15 protein-coding genes are annotated in these 18,535 nt (G+C 60.3%); 7 read left to right on the top strand and 8 right to left on the bottom strand.

Annotated features, from left to right (window positions below; translation table 11 throughout):
• Window positions 1–74: 74 nt before the first annotated feature.
• Window positions 75–1,139, top strand: a complete 1,065-nt coding sequence (locus HB780_RS07360; RefSeq protein WP_183689370.1) for a glycosyltransferase family 2 protein — start codon at window positions 75–77, stop codon at window positions 1,137–1,139.
• Between the two features lie 28 nt (window positions 1,140–1,167).
• Here HB780_RS07360 and HB780_RS07365 read toward each other — a convergent pair whose 3' ends face one another.
• From HB780_RS07365 to HB780_RS07375, 3 genes are read right to left on the bottom strand one after another with little or no spacing between them, the layout of a single operon-like run.
• Window positions 1,168–2,565, bottom strand: a complete 1,398-nt coding sequence (locus tag HB780_RS07365; protein WP_183689371.1) for an LLM class flavin-dependent oxidoreductase — start codon at window positions 2,563–2,565, stop codon at window positions 1,168–1,170.
• 38 nt (window positions 2,566–2,603) lie between these two features.
• Entirely contained in the window at window positions 2,604–3,671 is a 1,068-nt protein-coding gene (locus HB780_RS07370; RefSeq protein WP_183689372.1) for an ABC transporter permease, read from the bottom strand.
• Window positions 3,668–5,149, bottom strand: coding sequence for a sugar ABC transporter ATP-binding protein (locus tag HB780_RS07375; protein ID WP_183689373.1), 1,482 nt, complete (start codon window positions 5,147–5,149; stop codon window positions 3,668–3,670). Before HB780_RS07375 ends, HB780_RS07370 begins: the two co-directional genes overlap by 4 nt.
• A 227-nt stretch (window positions 5,150–5,376) precedes the next feature.
• On the opposite strand from HB780_RS07375, the gene HB780_RS07380 reads away from it, so the two are divergent.
• Entirely contained in the window at window positions 5,377–6,423 is a 1,047-nt protein-coding gene (locus HB780_RS07380) for a substrate-binding domain-containing protein (RefSeq protein ID WP_183689374.1), read from the top strand.
• A gap of 85 nt (window positions 6,424–6,508) precedes the next feature.
• The gene (locus HB780_RS07385; RefSeq protein ID WP_183689375.1) at window positions 6,509–7,720 is read left to right on the top strand and encodes an acyl-CoA dehydrogenase family protein; all 1,212 of its coding nucleotides are present in this window, start codon (window positions 6,509–6,511) and stop codon (window positions 7,718–7,720) included.
• Window positions 7,721–7,853: 133 nt separating this feature from the next.
• Here HB780_RS07385 and HB780_RS07390 read toward each other — a convergent pair whose 3' ends face one another.
• Complete coding sequence (locus tag HB780_RS07390) at window positions 7,854–9,071, bottom strand: SfnB family sulfur acquisition oxidoreductase (RefSeq protein WP_183689376.1); 1,218 nt, start codon at window positions 9,069–9,071, stop codon at window positions 7,854–7,856.
• 210 nt (window positions 9,072–9,281) lie between these two features.
• Window positions 9,282–11,615: a glucose/quinate/shikimate family membrane-bound PQQ-dependent dehydrogenase gene (locus HB780_RS07395; RefSeq protein ID WP_183689377.1), complete on the bottom strand. Its 2,334-nt coding sequence runs from the start codon at window positions 11,613–11,615 to the stop codon at window positions 9,282–9,284.
• Between the two features lie 198 nt (window positions 11,616–11,813).
• Here HB780_RS07395 and HB780_RS32950 point away from each other — a divergent pair, with 198 nt between their 5' ends.
• Entirely contained in the window at window positions 11,814–12,170 is a 357-nt protein-coding gene (locus tag HB780_RS32950) for a hypothetical protein (RefSeq protein WP_286203003.1), read from the top strand.
• Between the two features lie 50 nt (window positions 12,171–12,220).
• On the opposite strand, the gene HB780_RS07405 is transcribed toward HB780_RS32950, so the two are convergent.
• From HB780_RS07405 to HB780_RS07415, 3 genes are read right to left on the bottom strand one after another with little or no spacing between them, the layout of a single operon-like run.
• Window positions 12,221–12,949: an esterase family protein gene (locus HB780_RS07405; RefSeq protein WP_183689378.1), complete on the bottom strand. Its 729-nt coding sequence runs from the start codon at window positions 12,947–12,949 to the stop codon at window positions 12,221–12,223.
• Window positions 12,946–13,905, bottom strand: a complete 960-nt coding sequence (locus tag HB780_RS07410) for an acetylxylan esterase (protein WP_183689379.1) — start codon at window positions 13,903–13,905, stop codon at window positions 12,946–12,948. Before HB780_RS07410 ends, HB780_RS07405 begins: the two co-directional genes overlap by 4 nt.
• Before the next feature lie 60 nt (window positions 13,906–13,965).
• On the bottom strand, window positions 13,966–15,171 hold the full coding sequence (locus HB780_RS07415) for an ROK family transcriptional regulator (protein ID WP_183689380.1): 1,206 nt from the start codon (window positions 15,169–15,171) through the stop codon (window positions 13,966–13,968).
• Window positions 15,172–15,446: 275 nt separating this feature from the next.
• On the opposite strand from HB780_RS07415, the gene HB780_RS07420 reads away from it, so the two are divergent.
• The 3 genes from HB780_RS07420 (at window position 15,447) to HB780_RS07430 (ending at window position 18,518) form a co-directional block, all read left to right on the top strand.
• Window positions 15,447–16,718: an ABC transporter substrate-binding protein gene (locus tag HB780_RS07420; RefSeq protein ID WP_183689381.1), complete on the top strand. Its 1,272-nt coding sequence runs from the start codon at window positions 15,447–15,449 to the stop codon at window positions 16,716–16,718.
• Window positions 16,719–16,782: 64 nt separating this feature from the next.
• Complete coding sequence (locus tag HB780_RS07425) at window positions 16,783–17,667, top strand: carbohydrate ABC transporter permease (RefSeq protein WP_183689382.1); 885 nt, start codon at window positions 16,783–16,785, stop codon at window positions 17,665–17,667.
• A complete protein-coding gene (locus tag HB780_RS07430) occupies window positions 17,667–18,518 on the top strand; it encodes a carbohydrate ABC transporter permease (RefSeq protein WP_183689383.1) in 852 nt (283 codons plus the stop codon). Before HB780_RS07425 ends, HB780_RS07430 begins: the two co-directional genes overlap by 1 nt.
• Window positions 18,519–18,535 lie beyond the last annotated feature (17 nt).

Genomic DNA, 18,535 nt, shown 5'->3' on the forward strand with positions numbered 1-18,535 from the left:
CCCGAGACGGGTTTTCCCAGGACCTGAATGAGAAGGTTCGCCGCGACCAAAGCAGAATTGCGAGGTTCAATGCGATGCACTCCATCCCAGACCGTGCTTCAGTTTCCATCATCATCTCGAACTATAATTACGCACGCTTCCTCCGCCGCGCTGTCGGCAGCGCGTTGGAGCAAGACTACGACAATGTGGAAGTCATCGTCGTCGACGATGCGTCCACCGATGACTCCGCCGATGTCATCGCCTCCTACGGATCACGCATCAAGGCGTGCCTGAAAGAAGCCAATGGCGGGCACGGTGCGGCGTTCAACACGGGTTTTGCCGCAAGCCGCGGCGAAATCATCCTCTTTCTCGACGCTGACGATTATCTCTATCCGAATGCGGTGTCCGAAATCGTCAATGGTTGGGAGGACGACACTGTCCAGGTGCAATTCCGATTGCACCTCGTCGACGAGGATCAGCAGGTAAAGGATGTCTTTCCGCCTTCGGAGTTGCCGTTCGATTCCGGCGACGTCACCTCGAAACTACTGCAGAGGGGGCGCTATCAGACCACCGTCACCAGCGGGCTGGCCTTCAGGCGCACCGTTTTGGAAACGGTGATGCCGGTCCCGGAAACGGATTTCCGGCAGGGTGCCGATGGTTATCTCGTCACCGTGGCGCCTCTCCATGGACAAGTAACCTCAATCGAGACTTGTCTCGGCGCCTATCGCATTCACGGCGCCAATCATTCCGTCTTCGCGGAGAAGCTCGGTCAACGCGCGCGCTGGCGCATGGAACATGATTTTCACCGAATGGATGCCTTGTCGGATCAGGCCGCCGAAGTCGGCCTGACCGTGCCGCAGGACGTCAATCTCCATGATCCCGTCCATCTGGAAGAGCGCCTGGCATCGCTCTGCATGGATAGTTCCAAGCATCCCATGACCAGCGATTCCAGATTTACCCTCGGCACCGCCGGTGCCGTGGCCAGTATGGAAATGAATGCATCCCTACGCCGCCGCGCGATGCTGGCGGCGTGGTTTCTATCCGTCGGCGTTCTGCCTCAACGCATGGCGAAAGCAGTCCTGTCGTGGAAGCTCGTCGCCTCGTCGAGGCCCGCCTTCCTGCTACGCATTTCGAAAACCATCCGCCACGCGGTTGGGTAGGCCAAGGGATAGCGGCGCGAGTGCGCCGCTATCCCGCCACGGCCCTGGCGATCCGCTCTTCATGCAAGTTCCGATAGCTGGCGCCCGGGTGCGGTGCCTGTAGTCGCGGGCCGTTGCCGCCGAGCTTTTCCCGTAAGGTTCCCTGGCGATACTCGGTCTTGTAGACGCCACGCTTCTGCAACTCCGGCACAAGCAGGTCGACGGCATCTTCGAAGCTTTCCGGCGTCACCGCATAGGCGAGATTGAAGCCGTCCACATCCGTATCCTCGACCCATTCCTGCAGGAGATCCGCGACCGTTTGCGGCGAGCCGACGAAGACTGGGCCGAAACCGCCGATGCCGACCCAATCCGCCATCTCGCGCACGGTCCAGACCTTGTCTGGATCGATGGTGGTGAAGGTTTCGACGGCCGATTGCACGGCGTTGGTATAGCGATGCCTGAGCGGTTCGTCGGGTGCAAACTGACCGAAATCGATGCCGGTCCAGCCGGAAATCAGCGCCTGCGCGCCTTCGTAGGAGACGTATTTACGGTATTCGTCGAACTTCTTTTTCGCCTCAGCATCGGTTTCGCCGAGGATCACGGTCTGCAGGTTGAAGGCGAGGATTTCGCGCGGATTGCGTCCGGCCCGCTCCGCTGCCTCGCGGACATTGGCGACGTAACGCTTTAGCACCGGCTTCGATGGTGCGGCGACAAAGATGCATTCGGCATGCGCGCCAGCGAAATCCTTGCCACGGCTTGAGGCGCCGGCCTGATAGAGCACCGGCGTGCGCTGCGGCGACGGTTCGCTCAGATGAATGCCCGGCACGGTGAATTGCTTGCCGGAATGATGGATCGGATGGACTTTTTCCGGATGGGTGAAGATGCCGGCCTCGCGGTCGCGCACCACTGCATCATCCTCCCAGCTGCCTTCCCAGAGCTTATAGCAGACCTCGAGATATTCCTCAGCGAGATCATAGCGATCGTCATGCTTCGTCTGTGCAGTCTGGCCGACATTCAGCGCGCCGCTGTTCAGATAGGAGGTGACGATATTCCAGCCGACGCGGCCTTTGGTCAGATGGTCGAGCGTCGAGATGCGGCGGGCGAAGGTATATGGGTGCTCGAAAGAGAGCGACGCGGTCAACCCGAAGCCGAGATGCTCTGTCACATAGGCCATGGTCGGAATGAGCTGCAGGGGATCGTTGACCGGCACCTGCGCCGAATGGCGAAGTGCTGCATCGACATTGCCGTTCAGCACGTCGTAGACCCCGAGCACATCGGCGATGAACAGACCATCGAACTTGCCGCGCTCCAGCGTCTTGGCGAGGTGGACCCAGTAGTCGAGATCCTTGTACTTCCATGATTGGTCGCGCGGATGCCGCCAGAGTCCGGGCGACTGGTGTCCGACGCAGTTCATGTCAAAGGCGTTCAGCCTGATTTCGCGGCTCATTTTTAGCTCCTTGTGGGATCGGAGGTAGGGGCGGGATGTCAGGAGTTGGTGCGGCCGAGGCCGTAGGTCAGGGCGAGCGCTCCGACGAGCACAGCACCCTTGACGAAATCCTGGGTGTAGTAGGGGGCGTTCAGCATGGTCAGCCCGTTGAGCAGCACGCCAACGAAGACGGCGCCGACAAGGGTGCCGAGCACGTTCGGGCGGCGCAGACCAAGCACCGCGAAGCCGATCAGTGAGGCGGCAACCGCATCCATCAGCAGCGAACCACCGGAGGAGACATCACCGCGTCCGACGCGCGCGGCAATGACGATACCGCCGAGCGAGGCGAGCGTGCCGGATATGACATAGGCCAGCGTCTTCAGCCGCGTCGTGGAGGCGCCGGCCAGCCGCGTCGCCACCTCGTTGCCGCCGGTGGCGAAAAGCAGCCGGCCGATGCGGGTCCGCTCGGTCAGCACGAAGAGCGCCAATGCGACCAGGATCATCAGAACGACGGAAACCGGCACAACGCCGAACAGGCTGTAGCGGCCGATCAGGAGGAATTGCGGATCGTAGCTGCCGGCGGCCTTGGAACCGTTGGGCAGGATCAACCCGGAAGAGATCGAGCGACCTGCGGTCGGGATCAACTGCAGGCCGGAGAGCAGGAACATCATCGAGAGTGTCGCCAGCAGGTCCGGCACTCTCAGTCGGACGATGATGAAGGCGTTGATCAGGCCGATCGCGGCGCCGAAGGCCAGCACCAGCGGTACGGTGGCATAGACATCAAGCTGCCAGACGATCATCGCGTAGCTCGCCGCCATGACGCTCGAGGCGGCGACCGCGCCGATCGACAGATCGAACCCGCCGACGGCCAGCGTCACGGTAACACCGGCGCCGAGGATGGCGACGACGGAGACCGCCTGCAGGATGCTCATGAGGTTGTTGATGTTGATGAATGCTGGCTGGGCGGCTGTGAAGCCGATGATGAGCGCAGCGAGCAGGATGAAGACCGCGCCGGAGCGCAGGACGGTACTGACCGCGGTGAGCCAGCCGACTATCGGATTGACGGCGGCAGCCGTCTCTGTCCGTTCCGCCGGCTGTGGGAAGCTTTCATTGTCAACGGATGTCATGCGGTGGTGTCCTCAAGGGCGTCTGGGGTCGTCGCGCTGGCGACGGGGCTCAGGCTATGCCGGTCGATCACGAGAATGCGGTCGGCTACTTCGTAGGCCTCCTCCGGGTCGGAGGTGGCAATTAGCGTGGCGCGATCGCTACGGCTGCGTATGGCCTGGATGATGTCATGCCGGGCGCCGACATCGACGCCCTGAAAGGGCTCGTCGAGCAGCAGCAACCGGCTTTGCTCCGCTTCCCAGCGCGCCAGCACCACCTTTTGCTGATTGCCGCCAGAGAGCGTCCAGACGGAGGCGAGGGGACCCGGAGCCTTGATCCGCAAGCGATCAATCGCCTTCTCCGCCTCCTGCCGTTCGCGGTTACCGAAGAGGAATCCGTTCGGATACCAGCGGCTGAGATGCGGCAGGCTGATAGTGGCGGCGACTGAGTTACCGGGCCAGGCGGCAGGCATCAGCGAAGAGCGGTGACGGTCCTCCGCTGCCATGGCGACACCAGCGGCGATCGCCTGCGCCGGAGTTCGTGGCCGATAGGCTTTGCCATCGAGAAGCATGTCGCCTTCGGCGAATGGGTTGAGGCCAAAGATCGCCGAAAGCAGGCGGCTCTTGCCCGCGCCGAGCACGCCGGTAATAGCGACGACCTCGCCTTCCCGAAGCGAGAGATCGAACGGGGTGGCGTTCGGCACCAGGCGCGCGTTGCGTATTTCGAAGACCGGCTTGCCGCCGATGTCGCGCGCACCCGGTCGCGCCGATTCCAGTTTGCGGCCGATCATGGTCTCGATGGCGGCCGGGAAATCGATCGGGCGCGTGAAGGATCCGACGACCCGCCCGCCGCGCATGACCAGCGCGCGATCCGCGATCGCATCCAGATCCGCCGTGCGATGGGAGATATAGAGGATCGCCAGCCCCTGGCTCTTCAACCGCAGAAGAATATCGAACAGCCGGCGGCTTTCCTGCCCTGAAAGGCTTGCCGTGGGTTCATCAAGGATCAGCAGGTCGGCCTGATCGGCCAATGCGCGTGCAACAGCCACCAATTGCCGGTCCGCCGCTGGCAGATCGCCGAAATCCCGGTCGAGTGGCAAGGAAAAGCCTGCGACGTCCAAAATGGCTTGCGCCCGGGCGCGGATGCCGGCGCGTGAGATGAAGAACGGCATCCGGCGATCGGCAAAACGCGGCAAGAGCAATGCATCCGCAACGGTCAGCCCGGGCGCGCCGACAAGGTCTGTCGACTGATGGACGGTGACAATGCCGGCTTTGGTCGCTTCAGCGGGGGTTGCCGGTGCGAAGCCATGTCCCTTGAATCGGATATTGCCGCCGTCAGCGGCCAGCGAGCCGGACAGGATTTTAACCAGTGTCGATTTTCCGGCGCCATTCGCACCCATCAAGGCGACGATCTCACCGCGCTCGACGGACAATGTCGCATCGGCAAGCGCACGCGTCGAACCGAAGTTGCGCGTCAGATTTTCGACTTGGAGCAGGGGCATGCAGTCTTTTCCAGTTTCGCCCGATAATGCCCTGGGCCACCGCCGAACTTCCAGGCACGCCATTTCCGGAACGAAGCCGAAGTTGGAACAAAGAATCTCCGGAAGCGGCAAAATTCAGATCATTTACTCTACTAAAAAGATAGAGATTATTTCTAATAGATTGACGCGTCGCCGGGAACCAGTTGCCCGTCAGACGACGCTCTCGATTGACTATAAGGAACACGACGATGAAATCTCTCGCACGGCTCGCTCTGTCTGCTGCCGTCATTCCATTCGTCTTCTTGCAGCCGGCCCACGCCGATGGCATTGCTGGCGCACCGGCTCCTTTCGACAAGGGCGGCGTCAAGCTGGCGCTGATCAGCTACATCTCCGCTGGCGATTTCTTCCAGGCCTATCAGGCAGGAGCGGAAGCGCAGGCCAAGGCGCTTGGCATCGATCTCCGCGTGTTCCCCGGTCGCCAGGACGCCGCCGAGCAGCGTGAGCAGATCCTCCAGGCCGTCAATCTCGGCGTCAGCGGCATCGTCATCGATCACGGCTTGCCGGAATCGCTGGGTGACGTCGTGCAACAGGCGCTCGACAAGGGCATCAAGGTCGTCGCCTTCGACGTCAATCTCAACAATCCGAAGATCCCGCAGGTCGAGCAGAGCGACCACGAACTGGCGCAGCAGGCGCTCGACCAGGTGGTGAAGGACAACGGCAAAAGCTTTGCCGCCGGTTATGTCTATGTCGCGGGCTTCGCGCCGCTCGACCGCCGCAACGAGGTCTGGGACAAGTTCAAGGCCGCCAATCCCGGCGTTGTTGAAAAGGCGCGCTTTGGCAATGTCAGCGATACGACCGCCACCAGCACCGCCGATCAGGCCAAGGCAGTCTTGACCGCCAATCCGGATATCAAGGTCGTGTTCGCGCCCTATGATGAGTTCGCTCGTGGCGTGAAACTCGCAGCCGGCGATCTTGGCATCTCCGACAAAATCAAGATCTATTCCGCCGACGTTTCGACGGCTGATATCCAGGAAATCGTCGAGCCGGGGAGCCCGTGGGTTGCGACGGCCGCCACCAATCCGGCCGTCGTCGGCGCTGTTTCCGTCCGTGCGGCTGCCCTGCAGATCGCCGGACAGGATGTTCCGCACCAGATCACCGTCAAGCCGACGCTTCTGACCCAGGAGAGCCTGCGCGCGGCTGGCGTCAAGACCATCGAGGATCTGGCCGCGAAGATCCCCGCCTTCAGCACCAGCGATGCGGTGACGGCGAGCTGGATTCCAGCCAAGCTGTTCTAAGCACGGCAACAGGACTTATGCGGCGGGCTATTTTCGGTCCCGCCGCATCATCACTTCAAGCGATCGATGGATCGGGAGTTCCCACATGAGCAAATCCAATGTCGTCTTCGCCGCCAGCCATGGCACCGGACGGGACGCACTATTTTCAGCCGCGACGGAGATTTCCGCCGATTTCGCGAAGCGAGCGGCCGAACTCGATCGAGAAGGGCTGCCGCCACTGAAGGAGATCATCCGGCTTAAGAACTCCGGTCTCTTCAATGCGCTTCATGCACCGCAGATCGGCGGCGGCGGGCTCAATTGGGTCGACGCATTGAAGCTGGTGCGCATCATCTCGCGCGGCGAGAGCTCGCTCGGCCAGCTTCTCGGCTATCACTTCGTCAATAGCCAATATATTTATTGGGCGCTCGATGATGCCGCTCGCGCCCATGCGCTCGGCGCCGAGACGGTGGCAAAGAACCACTATTGGGGTGCCGCCGTCAATCCGCGCGATCCGGGCCTTGAGCTTACCCGGCGTGGCAACGCCTACGTGCTCAACGGTCGGAAATCCTTCTCAACGGCCGCCCATATTTCCGATTACATCAACGCCAACGCCGCGTTAGACGGCCAAGTCGCCAGTTTCGCCGTGCCGACCAACCGGCCAGGCTATATCGCCAATGACGACTGGGACAATATCGGCCAGCGGCTCTCCGACAGCGGCACCGTCGAGTTCCGCGATTTTCCGGTCTACGAGGAAGATTTCATCGCGCCGCCCTCCGAACCGGATGCGCCTGCGCCGGTGCTTCCAACCTTCAATACCCCGCTGATCCAGCTCGTCTTCGTCAATTTCTACCTCGGCACAGCCGAAGGAGCACTAGAAGCCGCGCTCGACTATGTGCGCACGACAACACGGCCCTGGATTACGTCCGGTGTCGAGAAGGCATCGGATGATCCTTATATCCTTGAACGGGTAGGAGAGTTCACCGCAGCGCTGAAAGCCTCGGCAGCGCTCGCAGACAGCGCCGCCGAAGCCGTTCAGGCCGCCCTTTCGCGGGGCAGGGATGTCACCGCTCAGGAGCGTGGGGAAGCGGCGGCGGAAGCCTATGCGGCAAAGGTGCACGCCACCAATGTTTCGCTGGACATCACCTCGCGCGTCTTCGAACTGACCGGCGCTCGCTCCACTGCGTCGAGCTATCGGTTCGACCGCTTCTGGCGCAACGTTCGCACCCACACGCTGCACGATCCGGTGTTCTACAAGGCCAAGGAAGTCGGTGAATTCGTCTTGAACGGCAAGATACCAACCGTCAGCCTCTACAGCTAATCAGCATCCTCCCAAGATGCATGAAGAAAGGCCCGCTCCGGTTTCCGGAGTGGGCCTTTTCGTTGGGAGCTTAGAAGAAATTCCAGGAAAAGTGCGTAGCGGTTTTCCGTCCGGAATTGCGTAAAAACAAAGGCTAGAGCGCGCCGTTTTTCGGCGGCGTCACATCGTTCAGGTAATAATTGCCGACGACATGATACTTCCAGCGCACGGGATCGTGCAGCGTGTGGGTGCGCGCATTGCGCCAATGGCGGTCGAGATTGAGACCGACACGCACAGATGACGTGCCGGCGAGTTCGAACAGCGTGTTCGATGCCTCCAGCGCAATCTCCGTCGTCAACACCTTGGCGGTAGCAACGGCAAGTGTCGCCGCCACCACATTCGCTTCGCTCGGGTCGATCTGGGCGATATCAACCTTCCGGCCGGCGCGTTCGACGACAGCCGTGGCCGCTTCGAGACGAATGGCGATCTGCCCGACCTTCGCGATGGTCAATGGATCTTCGGAGGCGCGCTCGACGCCGCTATTCATCCACGGGCGGGCATTTGTCTTCACGAATTCGACCGTCTCCGCAAAGGCGGCACGGGCGATGCCGAGATCGACACCGGCATGGATGATCTGCCCGACGGAACCGATCGTTGTGGGGCGTTCGAAACCCTTTTGGTGGGAAACGACCGCATCCGCCCGTACGTAGACATTGCTAAGAACAGTTGTGCCGCTACCGGTGGTGCGCTGACCGAAGCCGTCCCAATCGTCGACGATCTCGATGCCTTCGGTGCCGCGCGGCACGAAGGACATGGTTAGCCGCTCCTCGTCGTCGAGCGCGAATACGGTGATCCAGTCGGCGAAGATGACGCCGGTCGAATAGTATTTACGGCCGTTGATCCGGTAGCCGAGCCCCTCGCGGACAATACGGGTATTGTAATGACCGACAGTCTTGGTGCCCTTTTCTGACAGTGCATTGCCGAACCGGTCTCCCGCCAATGCCCGCCCGAAGAAGAACCGCTTCTGCTCCTCGCTGCCGTCCACTCGCAACGCTTCGAGAATGTAGAAATGGTTCTGCGGTATCTGCCCGATCGAACCGTCGGCCTCGGCGAGAATGGCAGTCACCTCGGCCAGGACCGCGTTGGAGACATCCAGTCCACCATATTCGGAGGGAACGGTGATCGAGAGCAGGCCTGACTGCGAGAGTGCGTCCAGCTCGGCATGCGGGAGCAGCCGGTCGGTGTCGCGGCTGGAGGCGGATTCGGCGAATTGTTTCGCCAGCACCCGAGCCGTCGCGATTGCCTCTTCCTCGCTCGCCAGTCGGACTGCCACCGGCCGAATTCGATCCGTCTGTTGCACCGCTAGATCCATCTGAGCTCTCCTAGTTTCAGCGGCCTATGGGTGCAGGATGTCAGCGCCGAAGATAAGGGCGTAAATTCTATAGATATACTGCATTATGAAAAGTTTTTCGGCCGGCAGGGCCGGGAGTCGTCTGCACGCATTGACCGCGATGGATTGCTGAAAAATGGCTGGTAGCCGTGGCAGCTGGAGAGCAAACGACGTTTACTCTCCAGCTTCGATTCAAGGCAGCCGATAGGCGATGACATAGTCGCCGGGCTTGGTGCCGACCGAACCATGGCCGCCGGCTACCATCAGGACATATTGCTTGTCGCCAGCGGTATAGGTCATTGGCGTAGACTGGCCGCCAGCCGGCAGACGAGCTTCCCAGAGCTGACGCCCGCTCGTGACGTCATAGGCGCGCAGATAGTTGTCGACCGCGGCCCCCAGGAAGGCGACGCCGCCCTTGGTGACGATCGGCCCGCCGATGCCGGGCACGCCGACCTTGAAGGGCAGTGGCAGCGGCGTCATGTCATGCACCGTGCCGTTCTTGTGCTTGTATGCGATCTTGCCGGTCTTGAGATCGGCGCCGGCAACATAGCCCCATGGCGGTGCCTGGCAGGGAATGCCGAGCGGTCCGAGGAACGGACCCATAAACACCCCATATGGCGCGCCATCGTTCCGGTTCAGGCCCTGTTCGCTGCCTTTATCGTCCTGACCTCTCGGCGGGATATCCGCGCGGGGGACAAGCTTCGAGGTGAAGGCGAGGTAGGTCGGCATGCCGAACATGATCTGGCGCTCCGGATCGACGGCGACGCTGCCCCAGTTGAAGGTGCCGAAATTGCCGGGATAGATGATCGAACCCTCAAGCGACGGCGGCGTGTAGCGGCCCTCATATTTGTAGCGGTGGAAGGCGATGCGGCAGGCAAGCTGATCGAACAGCGAGACGCCCCACATGTCCTTTTCCTGCAGCGGCGGCGGCGAGAAGGTAAGGTCAGAGATCGGCTGCGTCGGTGACGCGTGGTCCTCGGGAATGGTGCCGCCCGGAGCCGGTATCTCCTTGAATGGAATGAGCGGCTCGCCGGTGCGCCTATCAAGCACATAGATATCGCCCTGCTTGGTCGAGGCGACGAGCGCGGGCGCCACGGAGCCATCAGCCTTGGTCATATCGAACAGCACGGGCTGGGCCGGCACGTCCATGTCCCAGAGATCGTGGTGCACGAATTGCTGTACCCATTTGAGCTGGCCGGTGTTGATATCCAGCGCCACCACGGAGGAGGAGAAGCGCTCGACATTTGCGCTGCGGCCCATGCCCAACTGATCGGGAACCTGATTGCCAAGCGGGATATAGATCAGACCCAGCGCCTCATCGACGCTCGATACCGACCAGCTGTTCGGCGAATTGGTGGTGTAGGTCTGCCCTGCCGGCAGGGGCGTGGTCTGATCCGGATTGCCGGAGTCCCAGTTCCACAGAAGCGCGCCGGTGTTGATATCGAAAGCGCGGATAACACCGGATTGCTCCTGGGTGGAGTAGTTATCGTTGACGGCCCCGCCGACGATGATCTTGCCCGCCACGGCGACAGGCGGCGAGGTCGAGTAGTAATAGCCGGCCGGATTGTACTTCATGCCGGTTTCGAGATGGAGCACACCTTGGTCGGCGAAGCTCGTGCAGACCTTGCCATCGGCCGCGTCCAGCGCGATCAGCCGCGCATCGGAGGTCGGCAGGTAGACGCGATCGGCGCAAGGCGCACCGGCTACTGCTGCCTGATCGTGATAATAGGTGACGCCGCGGCATGTCTGGTGCTGACGATCCGGGTTCATCCCGGGTTTGGAGTCGAAGCGCCATTTCTCCTTGCCGCTGACCGCATCGAGCGCGATCGCCAGATTATGCGGCGTGCACAGATAGAGCGTATCGCCCACCTTCAGCGGTGTTACCTGATAGGTCGTCTCGCCGATATCGTCGGGACGTTTCACGTCGCCGGTCTGATATCGCCAGACCTCCTGCAAATTGGCGACATTCTGGACGTTAATCTGGTCAAGCGGCGAATAGCGCTGGCCGTAAGGCGTGCGGCCATATTGATGCCACTCGCCATTCGGCACATCGCCGCCCATCGGCGCGCTGGCCGCAACAGTGTTCGGAAGATCGCCGGAAAGATCGTGCGGATCGGTGGTCATAGAGTAGCCGGCAACGATGATTGCCGCGAGCAACGGCAGGGCGAGCGGCCAGGGACTGGAAGCATATTGCACGCTGTCGAGGCTGCGGAAGCCGAGCGGACGCCGGATCCATGGAGTCAGCAGCCAAAGACCGATCAGAATGACAAGACCGCCGCGCGGGCCGAGCTGCCACCAATCGAAACCGACTTCCCATATCGCCCAGCCAAGCGCCGCCAGCACAAAGATCGCGTAGAGCCAAAGGGCCGCCGCCTTGCGTAGGAACAGCAATATCGCGGTCACAAAAAATGCGAGGCCAGCAAAGAGATAAAAGAAACTGCCGCCAAGCATGACGAGCCACAGGCCGCCGCCGCCGAGCGCCAGCCCGATAATCGCCAGAACGAACGATGTGATTCCGATGGCCATGATCTACTCCAGTCTATCCGCCGAATTGACAGTGATTGATCGAGGATAAGCGGCAACGATTGGCCATGATCCCTGCCGGGATCAGACGTCCAGCGAAGCCGAAGGTCGACAAAGGAATGAAAGTGACGATTCGAGTGTGAAGGCTCCCAGCGATTTCGAATCGATCCATCGAGTCCCCCCAAAAAACGAAATCGGAGTTTGAACGCCAAGATTGCGGAAATGTTCCGTTTCACCGGAGGTTTTAAGCTCGATCGCGAATGTTCCAATTCATTAATAGACGTAGTTAATTTTTTAACAATTTTCATAAATACTAATGCAAGTGCAGGCGGGATCAAGGGGTTCTGCGTCACCGCTGGAGGAAACATGATGAATTTCAAGGTCGTCACCGCTCAGTCGGAAGTGGAAACCGATGATACCGGAACCTATCCAGACGGTTTGGTGGAGCATAATCGAGTAGACTTGCCCGTGAGCCGTGAAAGACTGCATCGCAGATCCCGCGAGCGCGACTACGGCGCTAGCAAACGAATCGCACCACTTCTGGTCGGATTGGTATAAAGGCCACGTAAGGGACACCCGCGCAGATGAGCGCAGGCGAAGCGTCCTCGTCATAGATACAGTGGCATCATCCTGCGCCATGCGCCCGCTCGATGGGCCCGCCCGCCCCAGACATGCAGGCGATGATCAATTCGTTTGTCGGCCAGAAGCCGACTCAAAAGGCGATTGCTGTCGAGGAAAGGATCGGCGTCGCCGATGACCAGCACAATGTCGATCTGGCGTAGCTTTTGCAGTTGTGATTCGCAGGTCAGCCCTGGCAGAAAATGTGTCGGGGTGTGAAAATAGACGGTGTCGTCGTAATAGCCGTCGAACAGGTCGCCAAAGGATTCGACCTTCATCGTTAAATCGTAGCGGCCGGAAAAGGCGACGAGCTTGCGGAAGAGGTGAGGGTGGCGGAAGACCAGGCTTGCGGCCTGGAATGCGCCGAGACTGCAGCCGTGTACGATGGTGCAGTCATGGGGATTTTTCTCTGCCATCAGAGGCAGGACTTCGTTCAGGATATAATCCTCGAAGGCGACATGGCGGCGGATGCGCTCGGACGGATGGCGTTGCAACCCATAGAAGGTCTCGGTTGCCAGGCCTTCGATACAGTAGAGTTGCAGATCTCCGGCTTCCAATTTGTCGGCCAGGCTGGCGACGATGCCGAGCTGTTCATATTCCCAGAACCGTCCGTCACGCGTCGGAAACATCAGCACCTTGGCGCCGGCATGGCCGAACACCAGCAACTCCATGTCTCGATGCAGTCGCTGGCTGTACCAACGCAGATATTCGCGGTTCATGGCACCTCGAAAAATCGTCTGACCCTGTCGTTGAGTAGTATATTTTGTTCCATGCAACCAGGATAGTCGAAATGGCCGGCGTCGAGGATGAATATTTCATTAAATTTCGGCGACGCATTTGCCACGGCGAACTGGCACGGTGGCGCAACAGCCGGGTCGAAGAGGGCGGGAGCGACGAGCATCGGCACCTTGATGCGGGCAGCAGCGCTCGCCGCATCGAACAGGCGCAGGTTATCGAGCATGCTTCCATGTTCTTTTTGGTAAGTCTGGACAGAGTCGGCGCTGCCGATGGTCGGCAAAGTCAGCCATAACGACCGCTGCCCGAAGGTCGGCACGACCAGATGTCCACGATCGATCCGGTCGTCGAACGGGATCGCCAGCGCCCCGATCCCGCCGCCAAAGCTGATGCCGCTATAGCCAATATGCCCTTCGAGCCATGGATAAAGATCGATAAGCGTCGAGACGCCGATCCACAGATCATCAACACAGCCCCCAATGATGTAGCGATCGGGTTTGCCGATATCATAGAGGACATGCCCGGCCGCATCCGACGGTATAGGCGGGCGCGCACTGCGAGACAGGCCGCGAAAACATGGGAACAGCACCGCCGTCTCTTTCACCGGCAGATCAAAGTCGGGCAACTCCCTCCCGCCATAACCATGTCCAACGACGAGACCGCGCCGCACCTGTCCTTCACGAGGAAGGAGCAGCCAGCCGCCAATCTGAAATGAACTGGTCGACGAATAGGTGATGTCGAAGACATGCCAGTCGGGATGGTGCGTCTTGCTGCGGCGAAGCCTCGGCTGCGGGTCGACGGCGATCGCGCGATGATACCGCTCTTTCCAGAAGTCGTCGAAGCCCGGTGGCGCTTCGGGCGGCTTAATGGCGAGTAGCTGCTCTAGCTGCATGCCGTAGGTGGGATCAAAGGCGAAAGGGTGGGTGGTCGGAATGCTCATGTGGCGGTTGTCTCGCGAAAGGGCAGACGACGCAAGACCGCAGCAGCACCTGTCCAGCCCCTACGCAGCCGACGTCTTGGCCAGGGCATCAGCATTTCCCGTCGTACCGCCTGACGTCTCAAAGTCGAAGAACTTCTGCGTGACAAGGGCCGCCGCCCCCCGTGCCCAAGAGTTGTCCTCCCAGTCCGGAAGCAGAGGCGGTGACGCGCGAAAGGTGTGGGCGGCCAGGGTCGCCCTCAGTGGTTCCAAAAATGCCTCACCAAACGACACCGCTTCGCCGCCGACGACGATCACTTCGGGATCGGTGACATTGACGAGGTTTGCCAAGGCCTTGCCAATCCCGATACCCGCTTCTCTAAGAATGCCGCCAACGGCCACTTCACCCGCCTCAATTGCTTTAAGCATTTCCGGTAAGCCATCGCTATTGTTTCGATTTGTCGTTTCTCGCCATGTCCTCAGCATCGACGTTTGAGAATGATAGGCCATGAGACAGCCACGCTTGCCGCATTCGCAAAGGCGGCCATTTTCCTCATGCACCGTATGCCCGAATTTGCCGGCGGCGCCATTGGCCCCGCGATAGAGCTTGCCCTCAATGATCAGCGCACAGCTGATGCCGACGCCGATCGCAAGCACCGCCATATTGCGATGCTGCCGCCCGACGCCGAAGAGCTGCTGGGCAATGGCATAGGCGTTCGTGTCGTCTTCAAGCCAGACGGGCACCTTGACCTTCTGCGCCAATATCGAGGCGAGGGGAACGTTATCCCAGTTGAGGCGATGGCTTCGCACACAGGTGGCCTGGTCATTGCCGATGACGCCGGGCATTGAAATTCCGATGCCGGCAAGCTGCGCACTCGGCCGGGCAGCATATTGCACGAGCAAGGGAACCGCTGCGGCAAGCGTTCTGGCGACGTTTTCCGGATCGTGGTCCGCGAGCGTCAGCCGCATGGATGCCAGCGGGCTGGTCGCGAGGTCGGTAACAACGCACTCCACCGAGCCGACCATCAGTTTAAAGCCGATCGCTAACCCATTGGTATAGTTGATTTCAACGGGGATAGGGCGGCGACCCGAGAACCCGGCCACGGCCTTACCCTCGGTGACATGTCCTTCCTCGATCAAGTCCGCAATCACGAAGGTGACGGCTGCCGGGCTAAGGCCGGTAATCGTCGCGATCTCGGCGCGGCTCTTTGGCCCCTCCTGCCGCAGAAGGTTGAGAATGAGCCGCCGATTCATGGCGCGCGAGGTGCTCTGGTCGCCTTTCAGCTTCACGATTTCTCTTTCTTAATTTTGTAAATTAATTATTGCGTCTGTTTCAGACTTATGCATAACTTCACCCGTCGATCAACATCCGGCCGTGTGCAAGCACGAAGAAGTCAGAATAAACGGACTCATAGCTTCACGAACCCAGATATCCGGGCAGCGCATTCGCTGCCTCGGCGGGTTTGTTGCGGCCATGTGTTCAGACACAAACGGAAACGCTCGGAGGGCGTCCCGCTGGCTCATCGGTCGAGGGTGGAGACAGGCGTTAAACGGGAGGAGTTCAAATGACTTTCAATTTGTTTGGAAGGCCGTCGAGCAGGCGTACCTTTTTGATGGGGGCAGGAGCGGTTTCCGCCACCGCGCTCGCGGGCTTCCCTATGCCGGCGATTGCACAGGCACAGGACATCAATATCATTTCAGACGAGAACAACGCCGATGCGCTGGCGATCCTGCGTAAGATCGGTGACGACTTCGGCAAGCAGGCCGGCGTCAAGGTCGTGATCAACAATATGGACCACGAGGCCCATAAGACCGCGATCCGCAACTATCTGGTCGCCGGCGCACCGGATATCTGCTTCTGGTTTTCCGGAAACCGCATGCGCGCTTTCGTCAAGCGTGGCCTTTTCGACGACATCTCCGATCTCTTCGAGAAAGAGAAATACAAGGACGTGCTCGGCGCTTCGGCAGGCTCCGTCACCGTCGACGGCAAGCAATACGGCCTGCCGACCGGTGGAACGCTCTGGGGCATGTTCTATCGCAAGGATGTTTTCGCCCAACTCGGCGCAACGGCGCCGGCAAACTGGGATGATTTCCTGGCATACGGCGCCAAGTGCAAAAGCGCCAACCTGACGCCAATCGCCATAGGCACCAAGGAATTGTGGCCGGCAGCCGGCTGGTTCGACCAGATGAACCTGCGCATCAATGGCCTCGACAAGCATATGGCGCTGATGAACGGCGAGATGAGCTATCTCGATCCGTCTTTGAAGCCGGTCTTCGACCAGTGGGAAACACTGATCAAGCAGGGCTACTTCACGCCGGATAACACATCCTTCGGCTGGCAGGAGGCGGGCGCGCTCTTGGCGCAGAAGAAGGCGGGGATGATGAATCTTGGCGCTTTCGTCCGGTTTGCCTTCCCGAAAGAAGAGCTCGATCAGCTCGCTTTCGCACCATTCCCGACAATCGACCCGAAGGTCGGCCGTTTCGAGGAGTTTTCGCTGAATTCGGTTCATATTCCGGCGAACGCCAAGAACAAGCAGGGCGCCCGCGAGTTCCTGTCCTATTTCTACCGCCCGGAAAATATCGGCCCCTATCTGGAGCCCGGTGGCAACGTTCCGCCGCGCAACGATCTACCGCCGAGCAAGGATCCGCTGGTCAACGCCGCCGTCGACCTGTTGAAAACGGTACAGGGCACGTCGCAATATTACGACCGCGACAGTGATCCCGACATGGCGCAGGCCGGCCTTGTTGGCTTCCAGGAGTTTATGGCGAAGCCTGAACGGCGCGACGCGATCCTGCAGCGGCTCGAAGGTACGCGCAAGCGTATCTACAAGCTCTAGCTTTCCTCCCAGCGACCGAGAGGCGGGGCTGCGGCTCCGCCTCCCCATATCGATAGAGGATAAAATGATGACATTTTGGCGCCACCATCGCTGGTGGCTCACCCCAACTTTGCTGATTTTACCGGCCGCCATTCTCTTTTCCGTCGTGATCCTATTGTCGGCTCTCGAGAGCATCTGGATCAGCCTGCACGAATGGGACGGCTTCAGTCCGATGGTCTGGATCGGCCTCGGCAATTACGTCGAGCTGTTCAACGATCCGCAATTCTACGTCTCGCTGAAGAACAACGTCATCTGGCTTGTCATGTTCATGGCCGCGCCGCCGCTTGGGCTGGCGATCGCCTTGCTGGTCAACCAGAAGATCCGCGGTATGCGGCTGATGAAATCTCTGTTCTTCATCCCGCTGGTGCTGGCCTCTGTCGCCGTCGGCGTTGTCTTCACCTGGGTCTATACCCCGCAATTGGGGCTGCTCGCCCTGATCTTCGGCTTTTTCGGCGCGACGGCTCCAGCGCTGCTGTCCAATGAGCATCTCGTGACCTTTGCGATTGTCATCGCCGCCCTCTGGCCGCAGATCGCCTTCTGCATGGTTCTCTACCTCGCGGGGCTCAACAACCTCAGCGAAGAGCTGATCGGAGCGGGCAGGGTGGACGGAGCCCGAGGCTGGAACATGTTGCGCCATATCGTTCTGCCGCAGCTGACGCAGGTCACTTTCATCGCCATCGCGGTCACCGTCGTCGGCGCGCTCCGATCCTTCGACATGGTTTCGGTCATGACCCAGGGCGGGCCGTTCGGCTCCTCCGAAGTGCTTGCCTATCAGATGTTCGAGCAGTCGATCTTCTCCTACCGCTTCGGCTATGGCGCGGCGATCGCTTCGGTTTTGTTCGTGATCATGGCGGTGTTCATCGTCTGGTACCTCACGCGGATCATCCGCATTGAAGAAAGAGGGGCCTGATGTATCCGCGCCCGATTCCCGAAGATGCCATCTGGCAGCGCCGTTTCTATTTCACCGCCGTACTCGCCATCCTGATCCTCTGGCTATGCCCGCTCTTTGCCGTTATTCTCACCTCGTTCAGGTCTACGCAGGATGTGATGGGCGGCAACCTCTGGGGCTGGCCGACGCAGTTCGGCCTGATCGACAACTACACCTCCGTCTTCACCCAGACGCCGATGGCGCGGTATTTCCTCAACAGCTTGGTGATCACCATACCGTCGGTCATCGGCGTGCTGATCATGAGCACGCTCGCCGGCTTCGTGCTGGCGCGCTACCGCTTTCGCGGCAACATGCTGGTTTTCGCGCTTTTCGTCGGCGGTAATTTCCTGCCCTACCAGATCATGATGATACCGGTGCGCGACCTGATGGTGCGGATTGGCCTCTATGACACGCCGGCAGCGCTGATCATCTTCCACATCGCCTTCCAGACGGGCTTTGCGACACTGTTCATGCGCAACTTCATTGCGGCCCTGCCGGATGAGCTGTTCCAGGCGGCGAGGGCGGAGGGCGCATCACCGTTCCAGACGCTGGTCCATGTGGTGATCCCGCTGGTGCGCCCAGCACTGGCCGCGCTCGCGATCCTGATCTTCACCTTCGTCTGGAACGACTACTTCTGGGCCGTGGTGCTGACAATAAGCGATACGGTCAAGCCGGTGACCGCTGGGCTTGCCAATCTGCGTGGCGAATGGGTTTCGGCCTGGAACCTGATTTCCGCCGGCACGATCATCGTCGCCGTGCCGCCCGTCATCATGTTCTTCCTGATGCAGCGGCACTTCATCGCCGGGCTCACCATGGGGGCGGTGAAGGGATGATGACCTTATCCGACGCG

This window comes from Rhizobium lusitanum, assembly GCF_014189535.1.
Classification (GTDB): Bacteria; Pseudomonadota; Alphaproteobacteria; order Rhizobiales; family Rhizobiaceae; genus Rhizobium; species Rhizobium lusitanum_C.